This window comes from Nonomuraea helvata, assembly GCF_039535785.1.
Classification (GTDB): domain Bacteria; phylum Actinomycetota; class Actinomycetes; order Streptosporangiales; family Streptosporangiaceae; genus Nonomuraea; species Nonomuraea helvata.
On record NZ_BAAAXV010000008.1, the window covers coordinates 1,057,815 to 1,077,676 of the forward strand.

Below are 19,862 nucleotides of genomic sequence, written 5' to 3' on the forward strand. Positions count from 1 at the left end.
GCCGAGAAATGATCAGCGCGCCGGGACGCGATGACAGGCGCGCCTGAAGGTCAGGATCGGCGGGCTCAGACGCCGGACCCCGTCAGCTCCACCGGCTCGGCGATGACATCGACGAGGGCGCCGTTCCGGTAGACGGTGATCGGCAGTGGCCGGCCGATCGCGTCGGCGAACATCAGCCGCTGCAGGCTCTGCGCGTCGCCCACCGGGCTGCGGCCCGCGCTCAACACCAGGTCGCCGGCGCGCAGCCCGGCCTGGTGAGCGGGCGAGCCCGGCACCACCTCCATCACGCGCAGCGCCCCCGCCTGCCCGGTCCGCCGCCGCAAGGGCTCGGGCAGCGGCGCGGGGGAGGTGACCAGCCCGAGGAACGCCCGCCTCACCCGCCCGTCCCTGATCAGGGCGGCGATGATGGAACGGGTGGTGGCGTTCATCGGCACGGCGAGCCCCACGCCCACCCCGGCCACCGCCGTGTTGATCCCGACCACCCGTGCCCGGGAGTCGGCCAGCGCGCCGCCGGAGTTGCCCGGGTTGAGCGCGGCGTCGGTCTGGATCACATCCTCGATGAGCCGTACGGCCGATCCGCTGCGCGCGGGCAGCGACCGCCCCAGCCCCGACACCACTCCGGCCGTCACCGACCCGGCCAGCCCGAGCGGATTGCCCACGGCCACCACGAGCTGTCCCACGACCAGCTTGTCACTGTCGCCCAGCGTGGCGGGCTCGGGCGTGGCCGCCTGCACCCTGATCACCGCCAGGTCCGACAGCGGATCCCGCCCGACCACGGTGAAATCACCCGAACTCCCGTCGGCGAACGCGACGGTGCCGGCCCGGGAGGACCCGACCACGTGCGCGTTGGTCAGCAGGAAGCTCGGCGAGCCGTGGGGGTACTCCTTCGCCGGGGAGAAGTCGCTTGCCGAGATGACGACCGCCGAACCGCTGCCCTGGTTGGTCCGGACGCTGGCGACCTTCGGCAGCAGCTCCGCGGCAACGGTGGACACGATCTGGGAGTACGAGTCGAGGGGCTCAGCCATGGACGGCTCCCGAACGAGAAGGGGATTACGTGATTACACCGTAACCCTCGCCCGGCCGATTCACACTGGCTTGCCGGGAGCTCGTCGATGGGCTGGTCGAGCACGTACAGGCCTCGTGATCCAGCGCCCGAGAGCAACCTCGCCGCCATCCGGTCGAGGGCAGGTGTGCGGGAGAGCGTCAGAGCAGGCGTAGTTGCTCCGGCCGGGCCCCGACGGATGTGGGGCGGGGTGGGAGGCGGCGGGCCATGGCGGGGGTGGCGCGGCCGACGCCGTGGCGTTCGGCCAGCTCCTTGACGAGGCCGGTCACGCGCTCCTGGTACGACTTGGGGGCGTACGCGCCCCGCCCGTACAGCTCCAGATAGCGGGGCACCAGGCGCTGATGCTCGTGCGACAGCCACCTCAGCCACCACTCCCGCGCCCCCGGCCGCAGGTGGAGCACGATGGGGGCGATGTGGGTGGCGCCGGAGGCGGCGATCTCCTTGACGGTGGCCTCCAGCTGGGCGGGGGAGTCGGTGAGATACGGGAGGATCGGGGCCATCAGGACACCGCAGGCGATTCCGTTGTCGTTGAGCGTCGCGCATGTCTCGAGCCGTCTGCTCGGGTGGGGAGTGCCCGGCTCCACCGCGCGCCAGATCGCCGGGTCGACGAAGCCGGCGGACACGCTGGTGCTCACCTCGGTGACGTCGGCCGCCTCCGTCAGCAGGTCGAGGTCCCGGAGGATCAGCGTGCCCTTGGTCAGGATCGAGAACGGGTTGCGGGCGTCGCGCAACGCGGACAGGATGCCGCGCATCAGCCTGTAGCGGCCCTCCGCGCGCTGGTAGCAGTCGACGTTCGTGCCCATGGCGACGTGGTGGCCGCCCCAGCGGGGCGAGGCCAGCTCCTTGCGGGCCAGCTCGGCGGCGTTGACCTTGACGACGATTTTCGAGTCGAAGTCCGCACCGGCATCAAAATCTAGATACTCGTGCGTCTTTCGGGCAAAACAGTAAATGCAGCGATGAGTGCACCCACGATAGGGGTTGATCGTGTATTCGAACGGGACCCGGCTCGCCCCCGGGACCCGGTTGATGAGGGATCTGGCCTGGATCTCGTAGAAGGTCATCCCCTTGAACTCGGGCGTGTCGAAGGTGCGGGTGACCGCGCCGCGAGCGAACAGCGGCACGGCCGGTTCGTCCCGGCCGGCCCCGGCCAGGCGCAGGTTGTCCCAGCGCATGGCATGATTAGAACAAAGGTTCGAGCTTGATCGCAAACCGAAAAGAGGTTGCAATTACCTGGTCAGCTGGGGGCTAATGATCTTCAGGGTTGGGCAGAAAGACGTCGCAGAGCTTGCGTTCGGGAGGTGCACCTATGGCCTGGTCGCAGGACGAGGAGCGGATGCTCGCCCAGATCGAGCAGCACCTCGTCGACGACGATCCGCGACTCGTCGCACGGCTGGAGTCGTTCAACGAGCGAGTGCGCCGTAGCGAGGAGAAGGCCAAGGCCAAGGAGCAGCGAGTCCGCCGGCCCCGGCCGCGCCGCTCGACGGTCATCATCCTGATCAGCTGGCTCCTCATCGCCACGCTGATCGCCACGCTTCTGATCATGGTTCTCCGCCACGAGGCCGCCGCCGCCCTGGCCCTGGCCGCCGCCTTCTGACCACCCCCGTCTCAGCCCGGCCCATCCCTACCTGGCCGGCACCCCCGCCCACCCCCGGCCCGCCTTGACCTGTCCGGGCCCGTCTTCACGCAGTGGTTCGTTCTGAGCGGCATGGGCCGTCACCTGGCGCTGGACGGTGTTTCGGTCGGCCCGCCACAGCCCGCCTGACGTTTCGAGGCCGCTGACGCTTTGAGACCACTGAGGCTCCGAGAGTCATGGCGCGCTCTGGGGCTGTGGTGCTCTGGGGTGTGGCGCGTTCTGGGGGTGTGGTGCTCCAGGGGTGTGGTGGCGTGGCGCGCTCCGGGGGTTGGGGCGCCCGTCAGCGGGTGTGATCGGGCCGGTTGCGTTCTGCGGCGGACGGTGAGGTCGGCGCGTCTCCTGACATTGCGCGGGGCTGTGTCGTCGTACCGGTGAACCGAAACGCCAAGGAAGTGAACCGGTCATGGAACCCGTGAACGTCGCAGTCATCTACTACAGCGCCACCGGCACGGTGCACGCTCTGGCCCAAGCCGTCGCCGAGGGCGCGGAGAAGGCCGGAGCGCACGTGCGGCTGCGCAAGGTCGCCGAAACGGCCCCACCCGCGGCGATCAGCGCCAATCCGGCCTGGGGGCAACACCTGCAGCGCACCGCCGACGTCGCCGAGGCCGGCCATGACGATCTGGCCTGGGCCGACGCGGTGCTGTTCGGCACCCCCTCCCGCTTCGGCAACCCGGCGAGCCAGCTCAGGCAGTTCATCGACACCGTCACGTTACCAATAGTTTGCACCCTGGAATGGAACGTTTGAGCGAGGCGCGCGGCCTCGGCTCATGAGGCCGCGGTGTCCTGGCCCTCGCTGCGCACCGTCGGCTCATGCCGAACCGGGAAATTCACGGAACTGGCGATGAAGCACGCGTGATGGGCGTCTTCGTGCAGCTTGACCGCGGTGTCCACCATGTCGGGCGATGCCACGGTGACCACCGGGCGCAGCACCGCCTCGGTGAAGTGCCCGCCGTCGGCCGTCTCGGCCATGGTGCCGACCGCGTTGTCGACGTACTCGGTGACGACGACGCCCGCGACCGCGCACTTGTGCAGATACGAGAGCATGTGGCACTCCGAGAGCGCGCCGACCAGCAACTGCTCCGGGTTCCAGCGCGAGGGGTCGCCGCGGAAGGCGGGGTCGGAGCTGGCCGCGATGGGGAGTGGGCCCTCGGCGGTCAGCTCGTGCTCGCGGCCGTAGTCGCGGTAGCCGCTGGTGCCGGTGCCCTTGTTGCCGGTCCAGGTCACGACGACCGGATAGGTGTGCTGGCGGGTCATGCTCGCTCCTCCTGGCTGGTGGTGGTACGGGTGTCGAGTACGTGGGCGCGGGCCACCCGGGCGGCTTCGTCGGCCAGGCCGAGGACGATCGCGGCCACGAGCTCCTCGTGCTGCCCCGAGACGTGCGCGGGCCGTGACGGCGGTGCGAGTGACCGCAAGGTGGACACGTGGATCTGGTCCCAGATCCGCTCCAGGGCGTGCAGCGCCATCGAGTTGGCCGCCAGCTCCGCGATCAGCCGGTGGAACCGGCGGTTGAGCAGCACGGCCTCGGCGAACCGCCCCTCGGCGGTGGCGGTGGCCGTCTCGGTCGTGATGTCACGGAGCGCGGCGAGGTCGGCGGGGGCGATGCGGCCCTCGCGCTGGCGGGTCGCGGCCAGCTCGGCGGTGAGCGCCTCCAGCGCCGCCCGTACCTGGTAGGCCTCCTCCAGGTCGCCGCGCTCCAGCGACACGACCACCACGCCACGCCCGGCCGGCCGCACGAGCCCGTCGGCGGCGAGCGCCCGCAGCGCCTCCCGGACGGGGGTCCGGCTCATCTCCAGAGCGGCGGCGACCTCCATCTCCGTCAGCCGCGCTCCCGGCGGGTAAGTGCCGTCGAGGATCAACTCCCGCAGCCGGCTCCGCGCCACATCGGTCTGCATGCCGCCAAGCGTAGCCGTTGGTATCCATTGCATGCAATGGATGCAATGGATACCGAAGGAGGGAAGCGGCCGTGTCGTGGTGAATCCCATCAGCCGCTCCCTTGTCGTAAGATCAGGCGACTTCGTGAGGGTGGGTAGGGCTGTGGACATCCGAGTGCTGGGCCCGCTGGAGATCGTCGGAGACGACGGGCGGTCGTGTCAGATCGGGTCACTGAAGCTGCGGGCGCTGGTGAGCATGCTGGTGCTGGCGGAGGGCCGGCCGGTGGCCCCGGCCACGCTGATCGACCGGCTGTGGGGCGAGGAGCCGCCGGCCGAGGCACAGGCCTCGCTGCACTCGTACGTGTCCAACCTGCGCCGCGTGCTGGAGCCGGGACGCCCGGCCAGGGGGCAGAGCCGGTTGCTGACGTTCGGGCCGGTGGGCTACACGCTGGCGATCGATCAGGAGCAGGTGGACACGACGCGTTTCCTGCGCCTGGTCGGGCAGGCCGAGGAGGCGGCCGGGCCGGCCGAGGTGGAGCGGCTGGCGGGTGAGGCGCTGGCGCTGTGGCGCGGGGAGCCGTACCAGGACCTGGACGATCAGGCGTACGTGGCCGCCGTCAAGGCGCGGCTCACCGAGGCGCGGGAGCGGGCCCGCGAGCTGCGGGTGAGCGCGGTCATCCAGCAGGACCGCCACCGCGAGTTGCTGGGCGAGCTGGAGGCCCTGACGTACGAGCACCCGCTGCGTGAACGGCTGTGGGCGCTGCGGGCGCTGGCGCTCTACCGGTGCGGCCGCCAGGGCGAGGCACTGGAGACGCTCCGCACGGCGCGCCGGATCCTGGCCGAGGAGCTCGGCATCGACCCGGGCGAGGAGCTGCGCGAGCTGGAACGTGACATCCTCGGCCAATCACCCGCGCTGCTGCCGCACCGGCCGCCGCTTGAGCCGCAGGTGGCCGAGGCGCAGATCGCCGAGCGGGGCATCACGGGCCGGCAGGAGGAGCTGGCCGCGCTGGACGGGCTGCTGAAAGCGGCGGCGGCGGGCCGGCCGGGGTTCTCGCTGATCACGGGGGAGCCGGGGATCGGCAAGACCCGGCTGGCCGAGGAGCTGGTGAGCCGGGCCCATGCCCGGGGTTTCACGGTCGCGGTGGGGCGGTGCGCGGCGACGGAGGGTGCGCCGGCGTTCTGGCCGTGGGTGACGGTGTTGGAGCGGCTGGCCGACACGCTGCCGCCCCTGCCCGCCGACGTGCGCGCGAACCTGCCCGGAGTCGGCTCCGCGACCGGGACCGACCCCGAGGGCGCGAGGTTCCGGACCTATGAGGCGGCGGCGCGGGCGCTGACCGCGGGCAGGCAGCCGGTGCTGGTGGTGCTGGACGACCTGCACTGGGCCGACCGGTCCTCGCTGCGGCTGCTGAGTTACCTGGCCGAGTACGTGCTGGACGGCAGGCTGGCCGTGGTGGGCACGGCACGCGACTGGCCGCAGCCGGAGGGCGCGCTGGCCGAGGCGTTCGAGGCGCTGTCGCGCCGGCAGGCGGTGCGGCTGCCGCTGCCCGGCCTGTCGGCGTCCGATCTGGCCGAGCTGGCTCCGGCGGGCACGGACGTGCACGCGCTCAGGGACCGCACGAACGGCAACCCGTTCTTCGTCACGGAGCTGATGCGGTACCTGGAGGCCGGATCGCCGGGCCGCGGCACGCTGCCGCTGGGCGTCCGGGACGTCGTGCTCGGCCGGGTGAACCGGCTGCCCGAGCCGTCCGCCGAGTTGTTACGGGTGGCGGCCGTGGCCGGGCGGGAGTTCGACGTGGCGATCGTGGCCGAGGCCGCCGGGCTCGATCTGGAGGCGGCGCTGGACCGGCTGGAGCCGGCCATGACGGCCGACCTGGTCGCGGAGGGGCGGCCCGGCCGGTTCCTGTTCGTGCACGCGCTGGTGCAGGAGGCGCTCACCGAGGTGGTGCCGGTGCTGCGGCGGGCCCGGCTGCACGCCGCCGTGGCCGTCGCGATCGAGTCGCGTACCGGCGGCTCGGCCTCCGACCGGCTGGCCGCCGCCGCCCACCACTGGTTCGAGGCGATTCCCGCTGGCCACACCGCGCGTGCCTGGCGGGCGGCGTGGCGGGCGGCCGAGGAGGCCAAGCGGCTGCGCGCGTACGACGCGGCCCTCGAGCTGCTGGAGCGGGCTGAGCGGGTGGCCGGGGACGACCTGGAGCTGGGCGAGGCCGAGCGGATGGACCTGCTGTTCGCGCTGGCCGAGGCCAGGTTCGGGGCGGGCGACTCGATGGGGCAGGAGGCCGAGCTGACGCGGATTCGCCGCCTGGCCAGGCAGGCGGGCGACCGGCGGCGCTGGATCGAGGCCGCGACCGGGTACGGCGGCCGCATCCTGCAACCCTGGAAGATCTACGGCGGCTACGACGCCGACCTGCTGGTGGACCTGATGGAGCTGGCCGCCGACGAGGGGCTGGAGCCGTCCGCCCGGGCTCGGGTGCTGGCCTGTCTGGCTCTTCAGTCGTACTACCAGCCGGGGCGGGAGCCGGCGGAGCGGGACCGGTGGAGTGCCGAGGCGGCGCGGCTGGCCCGCCAGGAGAACGACGCGACGCTGCTCGGCCGGGTGCTGTTCGCCCGCTACTACGCGTTGCTCGACCCGGACTCGGTGCACCAGCGGCTGGAGGCGGGCGAGGAGATGGCCCGCGCCGGCTTGGAGGCGGGCGACGACGAACTGCGCACGATCGGGCTCACCTGCCAGGGCGGCTCGCTGCTGGAGCTGTGCCGGGTGCGGGAGGCCCTGGACGTGCTGGCCGAGGCGGAGCGGCTGATCGGCCGCACGCACATGCCGTACCTGGGCATCATGCTGAACTGGCTGCGGCTCGGCGTCCTCGCGGGCCGCGGTGACCTGGAGGCGGCCGAGTCGCTGCTCGCGGCCACCGTCGCCGAGCACCGGACCACCTCGATGTGGGGGCTGGAGTCGAGCATGGCGGGCGCCACGTACCAGGTCGCGCTCATGCGCCTGCGCCACGGGGCGGGGGACGCGATGCGGCCGCCGCAGGACATCTCGCACGACCAGCTCGCCCAGTTCAACCGGGACGGATACGCCCACTACCTGGTGGTCAGCGGCCGGCTGGAGGAGGCGCGGCAGGCGCTCGGGCCGTGGGAGCGGCAACCGCCGGTCCCACGCACCTTCGTCTACCTGTTCTGGCTGGTCGTCCGCTGCGAGGTCTGGTCGGCGCTGGGCGACCGGAAGGCCTGCGCCGACCTGTACGAGGAGGCGTCGCCGTACGCCGACCGGATGGGGATCGCCGGGCTGGGCATGCTGACGTGGCCGGTCAGCCGGTCACTGGCGCAACTGGCCGAGGCCCTGGGCGATACCGAGGCGGCGCGGCGGCACGCCGAGCGCGCCGAGAGCGTGGAGCGGGAGCTGGGTCACCCCCACAGGTAGGCCATGCGCCGCTGGTAGCGGCCCCTGGCCAGGGTGCTGAGCAGCAGCAGCGGCTTGGGTGAGGTCGTGCGCAGGTGGGCCTCGACGTCGGCCGGCAGCTCGGAGGCGATCCAGCCGAGCAGCGTGATCAGCTTGCGCAGACCGTACTGCTTCGTGATCGTCTTGTGCATCTCCGCGTCCTCCTGCGGCGTGATGTGGGCCATCATCAGCGGGATCCCGTCGGTCTCCTCGTGCGCCAGGTGCGCGCCCAGGGTGTCGGCCAGCGCGCGCAGGGCGGCCATGAGCCGCTCGCGCCCCGGCTCGGACGGGTCGGCGTCGAACGCCTGGAACGCCCCGGTGCTCTCGCTGATCCAGTGGTCGCAGGCCTCGTGCTCGGCCTCCAGCGCGTCGATCGTGCCGGCCGCCTGCGGCGCCCGCTCCCGCAGCCGCGGCCAGATCGTCTCGTCCTCGGAGGTGTGGTGGTGGTGCAGCACGAACAGCACCCACGCGTGGTGCTCGCGCAGGGCGGTGATGCGCCGGCGGTCGTCGAGGCGGACCCGGCCGATCGTGGTGAGCAGGCGGCCGAGGTCGCGGCGGAAGCCGTAGTGCGCCAGGTACATGTTGCTCATGTCGAGCGGTCCCGGCACGGCGGCGGCCTGACCGGGCAGCGTGATCTGCGGCACGTTCGGGTGTTCGGCGGTCCACATGGGCGTACTCCTTCTGCTGTGGAGGGGTCGGCGCCATCGTGGCCTCCCGCTCTTGGACGGCACTGGAAGATCGACGTCAAGAACGGCCCAAGTCCGAAGGGTGCGTCCTATTCGTACCGGGCCCGGCGGGCGATCACCTCGAATCCGAGGCCGCGGAAGAGGGCGGCCGAGGCCGGGTTGTTGACGTTGACGTCCAGGAAGACCTCCGTCGCGCCGCGTGTGCGCATGCGGTCGAGCGCGGTGGCCGCCAGCGCCCTCGCGAGGTGGCGCCGTCGCCACGCGGGCACGGCGCCGACCTGGATCAGGAACCCCTCCGCGCACGCCACGAAGCCGGCCGCCCCGCCCGCTTCGAGCGCCACGAGCGAACAGCCGGGCAGGAACTCGTCGTCGACCAGCCAGTCCACCCACTCCTCCCGCGACCAGCCGGGGAAGCCGGGACGGTCGGCGAAGGACGCGGAGTAGGCCTCGTAAAAGGCACCTTCGGTGTCCTGCGACCACTCCTCGACCTCCAGCTCCGGCGGGAGGGGGACGGCCGGGAGCGGCTCGGTCAGGTCGCGGCGGTAGACGTCCTCGGCGAACGTCTGCCGGAGCCCGCGCGCGAGGAAGAGCGCGTGGGCCTGCGGGGTCAGCGACTCGGTCTCCAGCCGGACCGGCCCCTTGACCAGCCGGTCGAGCAGGCCGGATCCCAGGCCGCGCCCCCGGTGGTCCGGATCGACCAGGCCGGTCGCCGCCGAGGCGCCGCCCACGGGTCGTACGGCCCCGCAGGCGACCAGGCGGCCATCAGCGAACGCGCCCACCGTCGTCCCCGTGGCGTACCTGCGCTCCAGGAAGGACGGGGACGCGGCCGCCCGGAGCCCGCCGTCGTGCGCCACGCACCGCCGGGCGAGCTCGGTGATCGCCGGCATGTCCGCGTGCGACAGAGCGGCCCATTCGATGGTCATCGTCGGCTCCTTCATGTGCAGGTGAGCTGGTACGTCGTCGGTTCGGAGGCCATCATGTCGGGACTCAGCGCCTCCAGGCACACGGTGACCGCCTTCCCGCTCGAGGCGTCCCCCGTGAACTCGCGCTCCACGGTCGTGGGGAGTGTCGCGGAGGCGGCTTGGGCGCGACCCGAGCGGCCCGGACCGGAAAAGAACTCGAACAGTTTCCGCCACGTGCTGGTCCGCCCGCCCCTGGGCGACCTCAGGGCTCAGCGGGCGGCCGGTTCCGGGCTGCGCCGGCCCGTGGTCGTGAGCTCCGGGCCGGCGTCGGTGACGATGACGTCCTCCTCGTACCCGGCGCCGCCCACCGAATGGACCGCGAGCCGCCGTTCCAGGGCCAGGCACATCCCGGCCTCGGCCCGTTCGCCCGCGTGCGGCCCGTCCTCGATGATCCACGGCGGCTCGAACGACAGCCCCAGCCCGTGCCCCCACACCCCGTGCATCTCCGCCTCGGGCAGCCCGTGATGGGCGGCGAAGGCCGACCGTTCGAACACCTCCTGGCACCGGCGCGCCACCTCGCCGAAAGTCCGGCCGGGCCGCAGCAGGTCGATCCCCGCCAGGACGCTGTCACGCACCGCGTCGAGCAGCCGCCGCTGCTCCGTGGTCGGCTCCTCGCCGACGACCCAGGTACGGGCCAGCTCGAACAGGTAGCCGTGCACCGAGCCGTACAGGTCGATCCTGAGCAGGTCGCCGGCCGCGAGCCGCCGGTCGGCGGAGTAGGGCGCCGGGCCCGAGGCGGCGAACGTGTGGGACCGCGTGCCCGAGGAGATGCCCATGCCGTAGTAGGCGCCGCCCGCCCGGACGATCTCGGCGACGGCTGCCGCCGCCACGTCGGCCTCCGTGACGCCCGGCTCGGCGGCGTCCCGGGCGGCGGCCATCGCGGCCACGCCCAGCGCCCCGGAGGCGCGCAGCAGGTCCAGCTCGGCCGGGCTCTTGATCCGGCGCGCCGCCCAGGCCAGCTCGTCGGCGCACACCAGCTCGTGCCCGGGCAGCACCGAGCGCAGGCGGCACCACCAGGAGGCGGCCATCGACTCGCAGCCGATCAACGCGACCTTGCCGGGCCGGATCCAGGCCCTGATCTGCTCGGCGAGCGCGTCCACGAGGTCGGCGGCGGCCCGCACCCGCGCCACCGGCCGCGGCTCCTGGAGATCGCCCGCGTCGGTGATCAGCATGATCGTGCCGCGAGCGTCCCCGGTACGCGCCGCGTGGCCGTTCGACGGCGTCGGGGGAGCGTCCACGGGCAGCACCACGGCCGCGTGGCCGCGCGCCCGCCAGTGGCCGGGAACGTCGGGGACGAAGGGACGGTGCTGGTAGAAGCCCGTGAGGTGGTGGACGTCGGCATAGCGGTCCTGCGCGGATCCGCCTCTGGACCAGGCCACGACCCCGTGGAACCCCTCGCGCGCGGCCAGCCGCCTCATCGCCTCCTGCCGCGCCGCGTACTCCTCGGCGCCGATTCCCCCCACGACCGACCCCTGCCCAGGACCGGCGGGCCCAAGCAGGAGAACGTCACAGGCCCTTGAGGAAGGTCGCCGCCACCGGCGCCGCGACCTTGCCGCCCGCGCCGCCGCCCTCCACGACCACCGCGAACGCCACATCGCCCTTGAACCCCATGAACCACGCGTGGGTGTTCAGGTCGTCGCCGGTGCCGTACTCGGCCGTGCCGGTCTTGCCGTGCGTCCCGGCGGGCAGCCCCGCCGCCTTGGCCGTGCCCTTGGACACCACGGCCGCCATCATCTCGTGCAGCTTCTCCTTGACCCCGTCAGGGAGAGCGTGCTCCTCGGCCTTCTGCTTCAGCGAGGGCACGAGCGTCGGCGGACGCCAGGTGCCGTCGGCGATGGCGGCGGCCACCGAGGCCATCGTCAGCGGGCTGGCCGTGATCCGGCCCTGCCCGAACGCCTCCGAGGCCAGCTCGGCGTCGGACTCGGCCTTGGGGAAGCTGGCCTTGGTGGCCGGCACCCCGATGTTCAGCGGCTGGTTGAAGCCCACGTCCTCGGCCGCCTCGAGCAGCTTGGCGGCGCCCAGCTTCTGCTGGGCCAACGGCGCGAACGTGGTGTTGCACGAGTGCGCGAACGAGTCGAGGAACGACAGCGACCCGAACGCCTCCTTGTCGGAGTTGCGGATCTTCAGCCCGCCGATGGTCGAGTACATCGGGCACGTCACCATGTCCTGCGGCGACATCCCGGCCGCGAGCAGCCCGATCGCCGTGACCGCCTTGAACGTCGAGCCGGGCGGGTAGCGCCCGTCCAGCGCCCGGTTGAAGCCGCCCTGGTTGTTGACCACGGCCAGGATCTCGCCCGTGGACGGCTTGATCGCCACCATCGAGGTGGGCTTCTTCATGTCCTTGACCGCGGCCACCGCCGCGGCCTGCGCGTGCGGGTCGAGCGAGGTCTGGACGGGCTTGCCGTCGGAGCCCTTGATGGTCTCCAGCGTCTTGCCGCCGAGCTGGATCTCCGTGGCCGGCGTGCCCGCCAGCTGCTCCTGGAACGTCTCCTGCAGCCCGCCGCGCCCGACGGCCTGGCCGACCTTGTAGGAGGAGCCGAGCTTGGCCACGTCCTTCTTGGTGGCCTTGTCGAGGAAGCCGACCAGTTGCTGCACCGATCCGCCGACCGTGCCCGTGTCGATCCGGCCCCCGTCGGCGTCGGTGATCTCGGCCCGGCCGGGCCAGCGCGTCTTGAGTGCGAACGCGGCGCCGTCGGTCAGGGACGGGTGCAGCGTCGAGGGCTTCCAGTCGACCTTCCAGGCCCGGTCGGCCACCATGAGGTCGATCTGGCCCTGGTAGGACCACGTGCCGATGTTCTTGAGCGTCAGGGTCGCGGTGTACGGGGCGCGGGCCCGGTCGTCGGTCTCGGTGATCTTGCCGAGCCGGATCGCGGCGGACTCGACCGCGAGCGCGGTGCGTTGCTGGTCGTACGCGCTGAGTTGCTGCGGCTTGGCCAGCAGGGCCGTCATGGCGGCCTTGTCGCCCGACTGCCACGCGGCGGCGAAGCGCTGCGCCGTCTCGGCGGGCGTGCCCCTCGTGTGCAGCACGTAGTACGCGCCACCGGCCGCGGCCCCCACCGCGAGCACGACTGCGCCGGACACGATCGCGATGGTACGACCCCGCGCCACTACATCCCCCTGTTCCTCGACGACACTAGGACTGGCCGTTGGCCGCTTTGACGCTGGCGGCGTAGGCCGGCACGTACTCCTGGCCGGACAGCTTCTGGATGGCCGCCATGATGTCGTCGGTCACCCGCCGCCGGTCGCGTGCCTTGGTGTGGTCGCCCTCGAACCGCAAGGGCGCCCCGATGGTGATGCCGATCCGCGCGGGCCTCGGCACCTTGGAGCCGACCGGCAGCACCTTCTCGGTGCCGGTGAGCGCCACCGGCAGCACCGGCGCGCCCGTCTTGAGCGCCAGCCAGGCCACCCCGACCTTGCCGCGGTAGAGGCGGCCGTCGGGGGAGCGGGTGCCCTCCGGGTGGATGCCGAACAGCTCACCCCGCTCCAGCAGGTCGGCGGCGGCGTCGAGCATGGCCTGCGCGGCGTGCGCGCTCTCCCGGTCGATCGGCAGGCTGCCGCCCAGCCGCATGAAGAATCCGGAGACGGGGTTGCCGTCGAAGTACTCGTTCTTGGCGGTGAACGTCACGTGCCGCGGCAGCAGCGCCGGCAGCAGGAACGAGTCGAGCACCGACAGGTGGTTGGCGGCCAGGATCGCCGGACCGCTCCTGGGCACGTGCGCCGCCCCGGAGATGTGCGGCCGGCACATCGCCTGGGCGAGCGGTGCGGCGGCGAACTTGACCACTTCGTACAGCAACGAGCTCTCCTGATCATCGGGCGGTCGGCCACCCCACCATAAAGCAGGCGCCCCGCCCGAGGGGCGGGACGCCTGGGAAAAGCTGTTTAGGCCGATGTGGCGGTCGCCTCCTCGGCGAGGTGCACAACACGGCTCCAGCCGAACGGTATTCCGTGAAGGCGGTAATTTGCGGCCCGGGGGACACAGACCACATCGGCCATTCGATGCTAACGGACATCCGGCCATCGCTATTCCATCGGGCCCCAAGAATCGGTCAGGTTCTCGTCCAATGAGGCTGCGCCACGTCGAAGACCCGCTGCTCGCGGCCACGCAGCGCCACCTCGGCAAATTGCCACAAAATCGCCCCCGTCGGCGCGTGGACCACGATGGAGGGCCCCAGCGGCATCTGCAGCAGCTCGCCGTGCCAGCGGGGCACCCCGGGCCGCAGGAACCACTCCAGCGGCACGGCGTGCACCGAGGCCACCTCGCGGAGGTCCGCGACCGGCTCCTGCGTGCCGCCGAACGCCACCACCGGCGTGATCACGAACCCGGAGTCGGTGACGAAGTCGTCGAGCAGCCCGGCCACCTCGACCCCGGCGAGGCCCGTCTCCTCGTCGAGCTCGCGCAGCGCCGCGTCCACGGGCCGCTCCCCGTCGTCGAGCCGCCCGCCGGGCAGCGCCCACTGCCCGGGATTGCGGCCGCGGGCGGCCCGCTTGATCAGGACCGTGTACGGGGCGCGCTCGGCGTCCTCCAGCACGCACACGGTGACGGCGGCCCTGCGCACCCCGCCGGTCGGCGGGACCTCACGGCGGTCGAAGGCGGCCAGGCGGGAGGTGATCTGCTCGCGCAGCTCGTCGATCGGCGACAGCACACCTCAAGGATCGCACGGCGCTCCCCGCGGCAGCCGTACGGTGACGCTCAGCCCGCCCTCGGGCCGCGCGACGGCGCCCACCCGGCCGCCGTGCGCGCGCACGATGGCCCGCACGATCGACAGCCCCAGCCCCGCCCCCTTGAACGAGCGCACCCGGTCGCCCTGGCTCCGGCTGAACGGCTCGAACAGGTCGTCCACCTCGTACGGCGGCACCAGCGGCCCGGTGTTGCGCACCGTGATGAGAGCGTCCCCCTGCTCCTGCCCAAGCGTCAGCCAGACCTCGCCGTCGCGCACGTTGTACTTGATCGCGTTCTCCAGCAGGTTGACCACGCACCGCTCCAGGAACAGCGGATCCCCCTCGACCAGCACCGGGCGCAGGTCCTGGTGCAGGGTGACGGGCCGCTTGCGCGACTGCAGGTCGATCTGCTCCAGCACCGTGCGTACGACCTGCTCCAGGTCCACCCACTTGCGCACGGTGAGCTCCTGCTCCGACTGCGCGAGCAGCAGCAGGCCCTCGATGAGCCGCTCGTAACGCGCGTTGGTCCCCAGCAGCGCCCTGGCCAGCGCCTTGAGGTCCTCCGACGCGGCCGGCTCCTCCAGCGACACCTCCAGCACCGTGCGGTTGATCGCCAGCGGCGTGCGCAGCTCGTGGGAGGCGTTGGCGATGAAGCGCCGCTGCGCGTCGAACACCCGGTGCAGCCGGTCCAGCATCGCGTCGAACGTGTCGGCCAGGCGCCTGACCTCGTCGGGCGGGCCGCTCAGGCCGATCCGCTCGTGCAACGTGCTCTCCGAGAGCCGCTGCGCCGTCTCCGTCACCCGGTCCAGCGGCCGCAGCGCCCGGTCGGCCACCACGTACCCGAGCACGAGCGCGACCACGCCGACCGCGATCATCGCGAGCATGGACCAGCGCATCATGTCGCTGAGCACGTTCTCGGCCCGGTACATGATGTCGCCCTGGAAGACGCCCTCCTCGAACATCGGGCGCTGCACGACCACGCCGGCAGGCGGGGTCGCAACCTTGCGGGCGGCCACGACAAACTGCCGGTCCAGCGCCTGCCCGGTGATGAGGTAGGTGACCCAGAGCAGGATCGACCCGGCCACGAAGAACAGGCCGCCGTAGAGCAGCGTGAGCCGCAGCCGGAGCCTCCTGCTGCTCCACCACAGCCGCCAGGCCCCGGCGGTCAAAGCCGGTAGCCCTTGCCGGGCACGTTCTGGATGGCGGACGGCACGCCGAGCTTCTTGCGTAACGACGAGATCGTGACCCGCAGGGCGCCCGTGCCGGGGTCGGCGTACTCGTCCCAGACGCTCCTGCGCAGCTCACCCGCGGTGACCAGCTCGCCGTCCGCGCCGAGCAGCACACGCAGCACGTCGAACTCCTTGCGGTTCAGCGACACGGAACGCCCGTCCCTGGTGACCGTGCGGCGCGCCGGGTCGAGCGCGATGCCGCCGCGTTCGAGCGGCGGGACCGCGGAGCGGGCAGACCTGCGGGCCAGCGCCCTGACCCGGGCCACCAGCTCGGCGAACGCGAACGGCTTGACCAGGTAGTCGTCCGCCCCGATGGCCAGCCCGTCCACCTTGTCGCGGATCTGGCCGGCCGCGGTCAGCATGAGCACCCGGCTGCCCCCGCCTTCCGCGCGCAGCCGCCGGCACACGTCGTCGCCGTGCACCTCCGGCAGGTCCCGGTCGAGCACCACCACGTCGTAGTCCACGTACGCGGCCATGTCCAGGGCGTCCTGCCCGTCGTAGGCCACGTCGACGGCGATCGCGTGCAGCCTGAGCCCGTGCGCGACCGCGTCCGCCAGCCGTTCCTCGTCCTCGACGACCAGAACCCGCATCGCCGGCCCCTTTCCTCTGACACCAGAGCGTGACGGATCAGGTGTTAGGGGCGGATAAGTGCAATCCGCTACTTGTGGTGGGCTGCTGAACGCAGCCCACCATAAACCGGCCGCCGGGGCTTATCCGGTTCTAGCACCCGGTGGGCTGGAGTTGGGCCGCGCCTCGGGCGAAGGACCCGGGGCACGGAGGAGCGAATGCCATGAACGTACGGCTGTTGCTGGTCGCCGTCCCTCTCACGCTGGCGCTGGCCGCGTGCGGCGGCACGGCGCCCAAGGAGGACGGCGTGGCCAGCGCGGGCGGCGGCGCCTCGGCCGTCTCCCCGTCGGCCTCCCCGTCGGCCTCGCTGGACCCGCAGGAGGCGGGGTTGCGGTTCGCGCGGTGCATGCGCGAGCACGGCGTCAACGTGCCCGACCCGCAGAACGGCAATATCCGGGTGGAGGGCGACAAGAGCATGGGCCGCGACAAGATGGACCAGGCCCAGAAGGCCTGCCGGCCCATCCTGGACGCGATCGTCCGCGACCGCACGCCCAGCGCACAGGACTACGACCAGATGGTCAAGTTCGCGCAGTGCATGCGCCAGCACGGCGTCGACATGCCCGACCCCAAACCGGGCGAGGGGATGCGGTTCGAGATCAGGAACGGCTCCAAGCAGAAGATCGAGGCCGCGCACAAGGCCTGCGAGCAGTACGCGCCCGGCGGCGGCAAGGTGAAGCAGCCGTGAGAAAGGGATTGCTGCTGGGTGGCGGCACCGTCCTGGCCGTCGCCGCGACGTGGACCGCGGTGGCCGTGCTGAACGACGGCGGCCCCGGCGCCGCCACGCCCACGAAGCCTCCCGTGCCCGCCACCGCGGAGATCACCAGGCAGGATCTGGTGGAGACCAAGACCGTGGACGGCGCGCTCACCTACGCCGGTGAGCGCCAGATCGCCTCGGGCGCCTCCGGGACGGTGACCTGGATCGCCGCCCAGGGCGCCGTGATCCGCCGCGGCCGGCCGCTGCTCAAGGTGGACCGCAGGCCGCTGGTGCTGATGTACGGCAAGCTGCCGATGTACCGGACGCTGCAGCAGGGCGTGTCCGACGGGCCGGACGTGGAGCAGCTCGAGCGCAACCTCAAGGCCCTCGGGTACGGCGACTACCTGACCGTGGACGACCACTTCAGCTACGCCACCGAGCAGGCGGTCAAGGACTGGCAGGACGGCAGGGGGCTGGCGGAGACCGGGCGGGTGGACGCGGCCCAGGTCGCCTTCCAGCCCGCCGCCGTACGCGTGACCGAGGTCAGGGCCGCCGTCGGCGCCAGGACCGCGCCGGGCGGGCAGGCGCTCACGGTGAGCGGCATCCGCCGCCTGGTCCACGTGGACCTGGACACGGGCGACCAGACGCTGGCCAGGAAGGGCGCCGGGGTCACGGTGACGCTGCCCGGCGGCGAGCGGGTCACCGGCCGGGTCACCTCGGTCGGGACGGTCGCGGAGTCGTCCGGGCAGGAGCAGGACGCGGGCACCACCGTCGACGTGGACATCACGCTGGCCAAACCGCCCAGGACGAAGCTGGACCAGGCGCCGGTCGAGGTGGAGATGGCCAGCGCCCGGCACGCGGACGTGCTGGCCGTGCCGGTCGAGGCGCTGCTGGCGCTGCGCGAGGGCGGGTTCGGGGTCGAGGTCGTGGCGGGCGGGAGCAGCCGGATCGTGGCGGTGGAGACGGGCGCGTTCGGAGGCGGCCTCGTCGAGATCAAGGGCGAAGGGCTGGCCGAGGGCATGAAGGTCGGGGTGCCGGCCCGATGAACGATCAAGAGGCCGTCGTGGAGCTGCGCGGAGTGACGAAGACGTACCCCGGCGACGTGCACGCCCTGCGCGGCGTGGACCTGACGGTCGCCCGCGGCGACCTGCTGGCCATCGTCGGCCCGTCGGGGTCCGGCAAGTCCACCATGCTCCACCTGATCGGCACGCTCGACCGCCCGACCACCGGCACCGTGCTCGTCACCGGCCACGACGTCGCCACTCTGTCCGACCGGCAGCTGTCGGGGCTGCGCTCGCGCACACTCGGGTTCGTCTTCCAGCAGTTCCACCTGTCGCCCGGCGTCAGCGCGCTGGACAACGTGGCGGACGGCCTCCTCTACACCGGCACCGGCCGCCGCGCCCGCCGCGAGCGCGCCGCCGAGGCGCTGGAACGGGTCGGGCTCGGCCACCGGCTGGGGCACAGGCCGTCGGAGCTGTCCGGCGGCGAGCAGCAGCGGGTGGCGGTCGCCCGCGCCGTGGCGGGCGACCCGCCGCTGCTGCTGGCCGACGAGCCGACCGGCAACCTGGACTCCCACGCCGGCGCCGACGTGCTGGCCGTGCTGGCGGACCTGAACGAGTCCGGCACCACCGTCGCCGTCATCACCCACGACGCCGAGATCGCCGGCTGGTGCCGCCGCCAGGTGCGCCTGCGCGACGGCCTCGTCGTCGACGGCCACGAGCACGACCACCTGAGCCCCGTTGAGCTCTTGAGAGGAGCCCGGCGTTGAACGAGCACGACCCGCGACCCCGGCCGGCGCCGGGCAGGCTGAGCCCCGGGGACGTGCTCCGGGTCGGGGCCGCCGGGCTGCGCGCCCGCCCCACGAGGGTGATCCTGTCGGCGCTCGGCATCGCCATCGGCATCGCGACGATGATCGCCGTGATCGGGATCTCGTCCTCCTCGCGCGAGCAGCTCCTGCGACAGCTCGACCGGCTCGGCACCAACCTGCTGACCGTCGCGCCCGGCCAGACCATGTTCGGGGAGGGCGCCAAGCTGCCGACCACCGCGCTGGCCATGGTCCAGCGCATCCGCCCGGTGCGTACGGCCGCGGCCACCGGCGCCGTGGAGGCCACCGTACGCCGCAACAACCACATTCCCGACGCCGTGACGGGCGGCATCGCCGTACAGGCGGCCAGCACCGAGCTGCTGACCACCCTGGAGGGCGCGGTGGCCAAGGGCGTCTGGCTCAACGACGCCACCGCCCGGCAGCCCGCCGTCGTGCTCGGCGCCAAGGCGGCCGAACGGCTCGGCCTGAGCAGGACCGGGGTGCAGGTGTGGATGGGCGGCCGGTGGTTCACGGTCATCGGGATACTCGGGCCGATGCCGCTGGCGCCGGAGATCGAGCGTTCGGCCCTGGTCGGGTTCCCCGCCGCCAAGGAGCTCCTGGGCTTCGACGGCTACGCCACCACCGTCTACGAGCGTTCCTCGGACGAGTCGGTGGAGGCGGTGCGCGCGGTGCTGGCCCGCACGGTGAACCCGGAGAACCCGGAGGAGGTCACGGTCAGCAGGCCGTCGGACGCCCTGGCCGCCAAGGCCGCCGCCGCGGGCGCCTTCACCAACCTCCTGCTCGGGCTGGGCGCGGTGGCCCTGCTGGTGGGCGGCGTCGGCGTGGCCAACACCATGGTCATCTCCGTGCTGGAGCGCCGCAGGGAGATCGGCCTGCGCCGCTCGCTCGGGGCTACCCGGGGGCAGGTGCGCCTGCAGTTCCTGGCGGAGTCGCTGCTGCTGTCGGCCCTGGGCGGCGTGGCGGGCTCGGTGCTGGGCGCGCTGGCGACCACGGGGTACGCCCTGTCACGGGGCTGGCCGCCGGTCGTCCCGCCCTGGGCCCTGGGCGGCGCGATCGGGGCGACCCTCCTCATCGGCACCCTGGCGGGGCTCTACCCCGCCATGCGGGCCGCCCGCCTGTCTCCCACGGTCGCCCTGGCCGCCACCTGAGATGTACGGCGGGCCGGGCTGAGGTGTAC

At 72.6% G+C, this 19,862-nt stretch carries 19 protein-coding genes; 7 read left to right on the top strand and 12 right to left on the bottom strand.

Going from position 1 to position 19,862, the window contains the following annotated elements; translation table 11 throughout:
* Positions 1–65: 65 nt before the first annotated feature.
* Complete coding sequence (locus ABD830_RS32400) at positions 66–1,025, bottom strand: S1C family serine protease (protein WP_344995878.1); 960 nt, start codon at positions 1,023–1,025, stop codon at positions 66–68.
* Between the two features lie 178 nt (positions 1,026–1,203).
* A complete protein-coding gene (locus tag ABD830_RS32405; RefSeq protein ID WP_344995881.1) occupies positions 1,204–2,235 on the bottom strand; it encodes an Rv2578c family radical SAM protein in 1,032 nt (343 codons plus the stop codon).
* A gap of 134 nt (positions 2,236–2,369) precedes the next feature.
* Between ABD830_RS32405 and ABD830_RS32410 the strand changes: the two genes are divergently transcribed.
* Together ABD830_RS32410 and ABD830_RS32415 are read left to right on the top strand one after the other, a co-directional pair.
* On the top strand, positions 2,370–2,657 hold the full coding sequence (locus ABD830_RS32410; RefSeq protein ID WP_344995883.1) for a DUF3040 domain-containing protein: 288 nt from the start codon (positions 2,370–2,372) through the stop codon (positions 2,655–2,657).
* A 442-nt stretch (positions 2,658–3,099) separates the two neighbouring features.
* Positions 3,100–3,441, top strand: a complete 342-nt coding sequence (locus ABD830_RS32415; protein ID WP_344995886.1) for an NAD(P)H-dependent oxidoreductase — start codon at positions 3,100–3,102, stop codon at positions 3,439–3,441.
* 20 nt (positions 3,442–3,461) lie between these two features.
* Here the strand turns inward: ABD830_RS32415 and ABD830_RS32420 are convergent, their stop codons facing one another.
* A complete protein-coding gene (locus ABD830_RS32420) occupies positions 3,462–3,950 on the bottom strand; it encodes an OsmC family protein (protein ID WP_344995889.1) in 489 nt (162 codons plus the stop codon).
* Positions 3,947–4,588, bottom strand: a complete 642-nt coding sequence (locus ABD830_RS32425) for a GntR family transcriptional regulator (protein WP_344995892.1) — start codon at positions 4,586–4,588, stop codon at positions 3,947–3,949. Before ABD830_RS32425 ends, ABD830_RS32420 begins: the two co-directional genes overlap by 4 nt.
* Positions 4,589–4,730: 142 nt before the next feature.
* Between ABD830_RS32425 and ABD830_RS32430 the strand changes: the two genes are divergently transcribed.
* Positions 4,731–7,985 (top strand): ATP-binding protein, encoded by a 3,255-nt coding sequence (locus tag ABD830_RS32430; protein WP_344995895.1) that lies wholly within the window; start codon positions 4,731–4,733, stop codon positions 7,983–7,985.
* Here ABD830_RS32430 and ABD830_RS32435 read toward each other — a convergent pair.
* The 8 genes from ABD830_RS32435 to ABD830_RS32470 all read right to left on the bottom strand — a co-directional run bounded on the left by ABD830_RS32435 (position 7,970) and on the right by ABD830_RS32470 (position 16,129).
* The gene (locus ABD830_RS32435) at positions 7,970–8,671 is read right to left on the bottom strand and encodes a hemerythrin domain-containing protein (protein ID WP_344995898.1); all 702 of its coding nucleotides are present in this window, start codon (positions 8,669–8,671) and stop codon (positions 7,970–7,972) included. The genes ABD830_RS32430 and ABD830_RS32435 overlap by 16 nt on opposite strands.
* 107 nt (positions 8,672–8,778) lie before the next feature.
* Complete coding sequence (locus tag ABD830_RS32440) at positions 8,779–9,612, bottom strand: GNAT family N-acetyltransferase (RefSeq protein ID WP_344995901.1); 834 nt, start codon at positions 9,610–9,612, stop codon at positions 8,779–8,781.
* Positions 9,613–9,860: 248 nt separating this feature from the next.
* Positions 9,861–11,114: a M24 family metallopeptidase gene (locus ABD830_RS32445; RefSeq protein WP_344995904.1), complete on the bottom strand. Its 1,254-nt coding sequence runs from the start codon at positions 11,112–11,114 to the stop codon at positions 9,861–9,863.
* A gap of 43 nt (positions 11,115–11,157) precedes the next feature.
* Entirely contained in the window at positions 11,158–12,732 is a 1,575-nt protein-coding gene (locus ABD830_RS32450) for a penicillin-binding transpeptidase domain-containing protein (protein WP_344995907.1), read from the bottom strand.
* A 52-nt stretch (positions 12,733–12,784) separates the two neighbouring features.
* Positions 12,785–13,444: a lysophospholipid acyltransferase family protein gene (locus tag ABD830_RS32455; protein ID WP_344995910.1), complete on the bottom strand. Its 660-nt coding sequence runs from the start codon at positions 13,442–13,444 to the stop codon at positions 12,785–12,787.
* 253 nt (positions 13,445–13,697) lie between these two features.
* Entirely contained in the window at positions 13,698–14,294 is a 597-nt protein-coding gene (locus tag ABD830_RS32460) for an NUDIX hydrolase (protein ID WP_344995913.1), read from the bottom strand.
* 3 nt (positions 14,295–14,297) lie between these two features.
* Positions 14,298–15,479 carry a sensor histidine kinase gene (locus ABD830_RS32465; protein ID WP_344995915.1) on the bottom strand — a complete coding sequence of 394 codons (1,182 nt, stop codon included), beginning with the start codon at positions 15,477–15,479 and terminating at the stop codon, positions 14,298–14,300.
* Positions 15,476–16,129, bottom strand: a complete 654-nt coding sequence (locus ABD830_RS32470) for a response regulator transcription factor (RefSeq protein WP_344995918.1) — start codon at positions 16,127–16,129, stop codon at positions 15,476–15,478. The genes ABD830_RS32465 and ABD830_RS32470 overlap by 4 nt, the downstream gene beginning before the upstream one ends.
* A 200-nt stretch (positions 16,130–16,329) precedes the next feature.
* On the opposite strand from ABD830_RS32470, the gene ABD830_RS32475 reads away from it, so the two are divergent.
* The 4 genes from ABD830_RS32475 to ABD830_RS32490 are packed head-to-tail and all read left to right on the top strand — an operon-like array spanning position 16,330 to position 19,833.
* Entirely contained in the window at positions 16,330–16,851 is a 522-nt protein-coding gene (locus ABD830_RS32475; RefSeq protein ID WP_344995921.1) for a hypothetical protein, read from the top strand.
* A complete protein-coding gene (locus ABD830_RS32480; RefSeq protein ID WP_344995924.1) occupies positions 16,848–17,906 on the top strand; it encodes an efflux RND transporter periplasmic adaptor subunit in 1,059 nt (352 codons plus the stop codon). Before ABD830_RS32475 ends, ABD830_RS32480 begins: the two co-directional genes overlap by 4 nt.
* Positions 17,903–18,628, top strand: coding sequence for an ABC transporter ATP-binding protein (locus ABD830_RS32485; protein WP_344995926.1), 726 nt, complete (start codon positions 17,903–17,905; stop codon positions 18,626–18,628). The genes ABD830_RS32480 and ABD830_RS32485 overlap by 4 nt, the downstream gene beginning before the upstream one ends.
* Positions 18,625–19,833, top strand: a complete 1,209-nt coding sequence (locus tag ABD830_RS32490; RefSeq protein ID WP_344995929.1) for an ABC transporter permease — start codon at positions 18,625–18,627, stop codon at positions 19,831–19,833. Before ABD830_RS32485 ends, ABD830_RS32490 begins: the two co-directional genes overlap by 4 nt.
* Positions 19,834–19,862: the final 29 nt, after the last annotated feature.

Excerpts from the sequence above, each read along its gene's own strand:
- ABD830_RS32400 (WP_344995878.1), bottom strand. The coding sequence starts at position 1,025 with ATGGCTGAGCCCCTCGACTCGTACTCCCAGATCGTGTCCACCGTTGCC.
- ABD830_RS32405 (WP_344995881.1), bottom strand. The coding sequence starts at position 2,235 with ATGCGCTGGGACAACCTGCGCCTGGCCGGGGCCGGCCGGGACGAACCG.
- ABD830_RS32410 (WP_344995883.1), top strand. The coding sequence starts at position 2,370 with ATGGCCTGGTCGCAGGACGAGGAGCGGATGCTCGCCCAGATCGAGCAG.
- ABD830_RS32415 (WP_344995886.1), top strand. The coding sequence starts at position 3,100 with ATGGAACCCGTGAACGTCGCAGTCATCTACTACAGCGCCACCGGCACG.
- ABD830_RS32420 (WP_344995889.1), bottom strand. The coding sequence starts at position 3,950 with ATGACCCGCCAGCACACCTATCCGGTCGTCGTGACCTGGACCGGCAAC.
- ABD830_RS32425 (WP_344995892.1), bottom strand. The coding sequence starts at position 4,588 with ATGCAGACCGATGTGGCGCGGAGCCGGCTGCGGGAGTTGATCCTCGAC.
- ABD830_RS32435 (WP_344995898.1), bottom strand. The coding sequence starts at position 8,671 with ATGTGGACCGCCGAACACCCGAACGTGCCGCAGATCACGCTGCCCGGT.
- ABD830_RS32440 (WP_344995901.1), bottom strand. The coding sequence starts at position 9,612 with ATGACCATCGAATGGGCCGCTCTGTCGCACGCGGACATGCCGGCGATC.
- ABD830_RS32470 (WP_344995918.1), bottom strand. The coding sequence starts at position 16,129 with ATGCGGGTTCTGGTCGTCGAGGACGAGGAACGGCTGGCGGACGCGGTC.
- ABD830_RS32475 (WP_344995921.1), top strand. The coding sequence starts at position 16,330 with ATGAACGTACGGCTGTTGCTGGTCGCCGTCCCTCTCACGCTGGCGCTG.
- ABD830_RS32485 (WP_344995926.1), top strand. The coding sequence starts at position 17,903 with ATGAACGATCAAGAGGCCGTCGTGGAGCTGCGCGGAGTGACGAAGACG.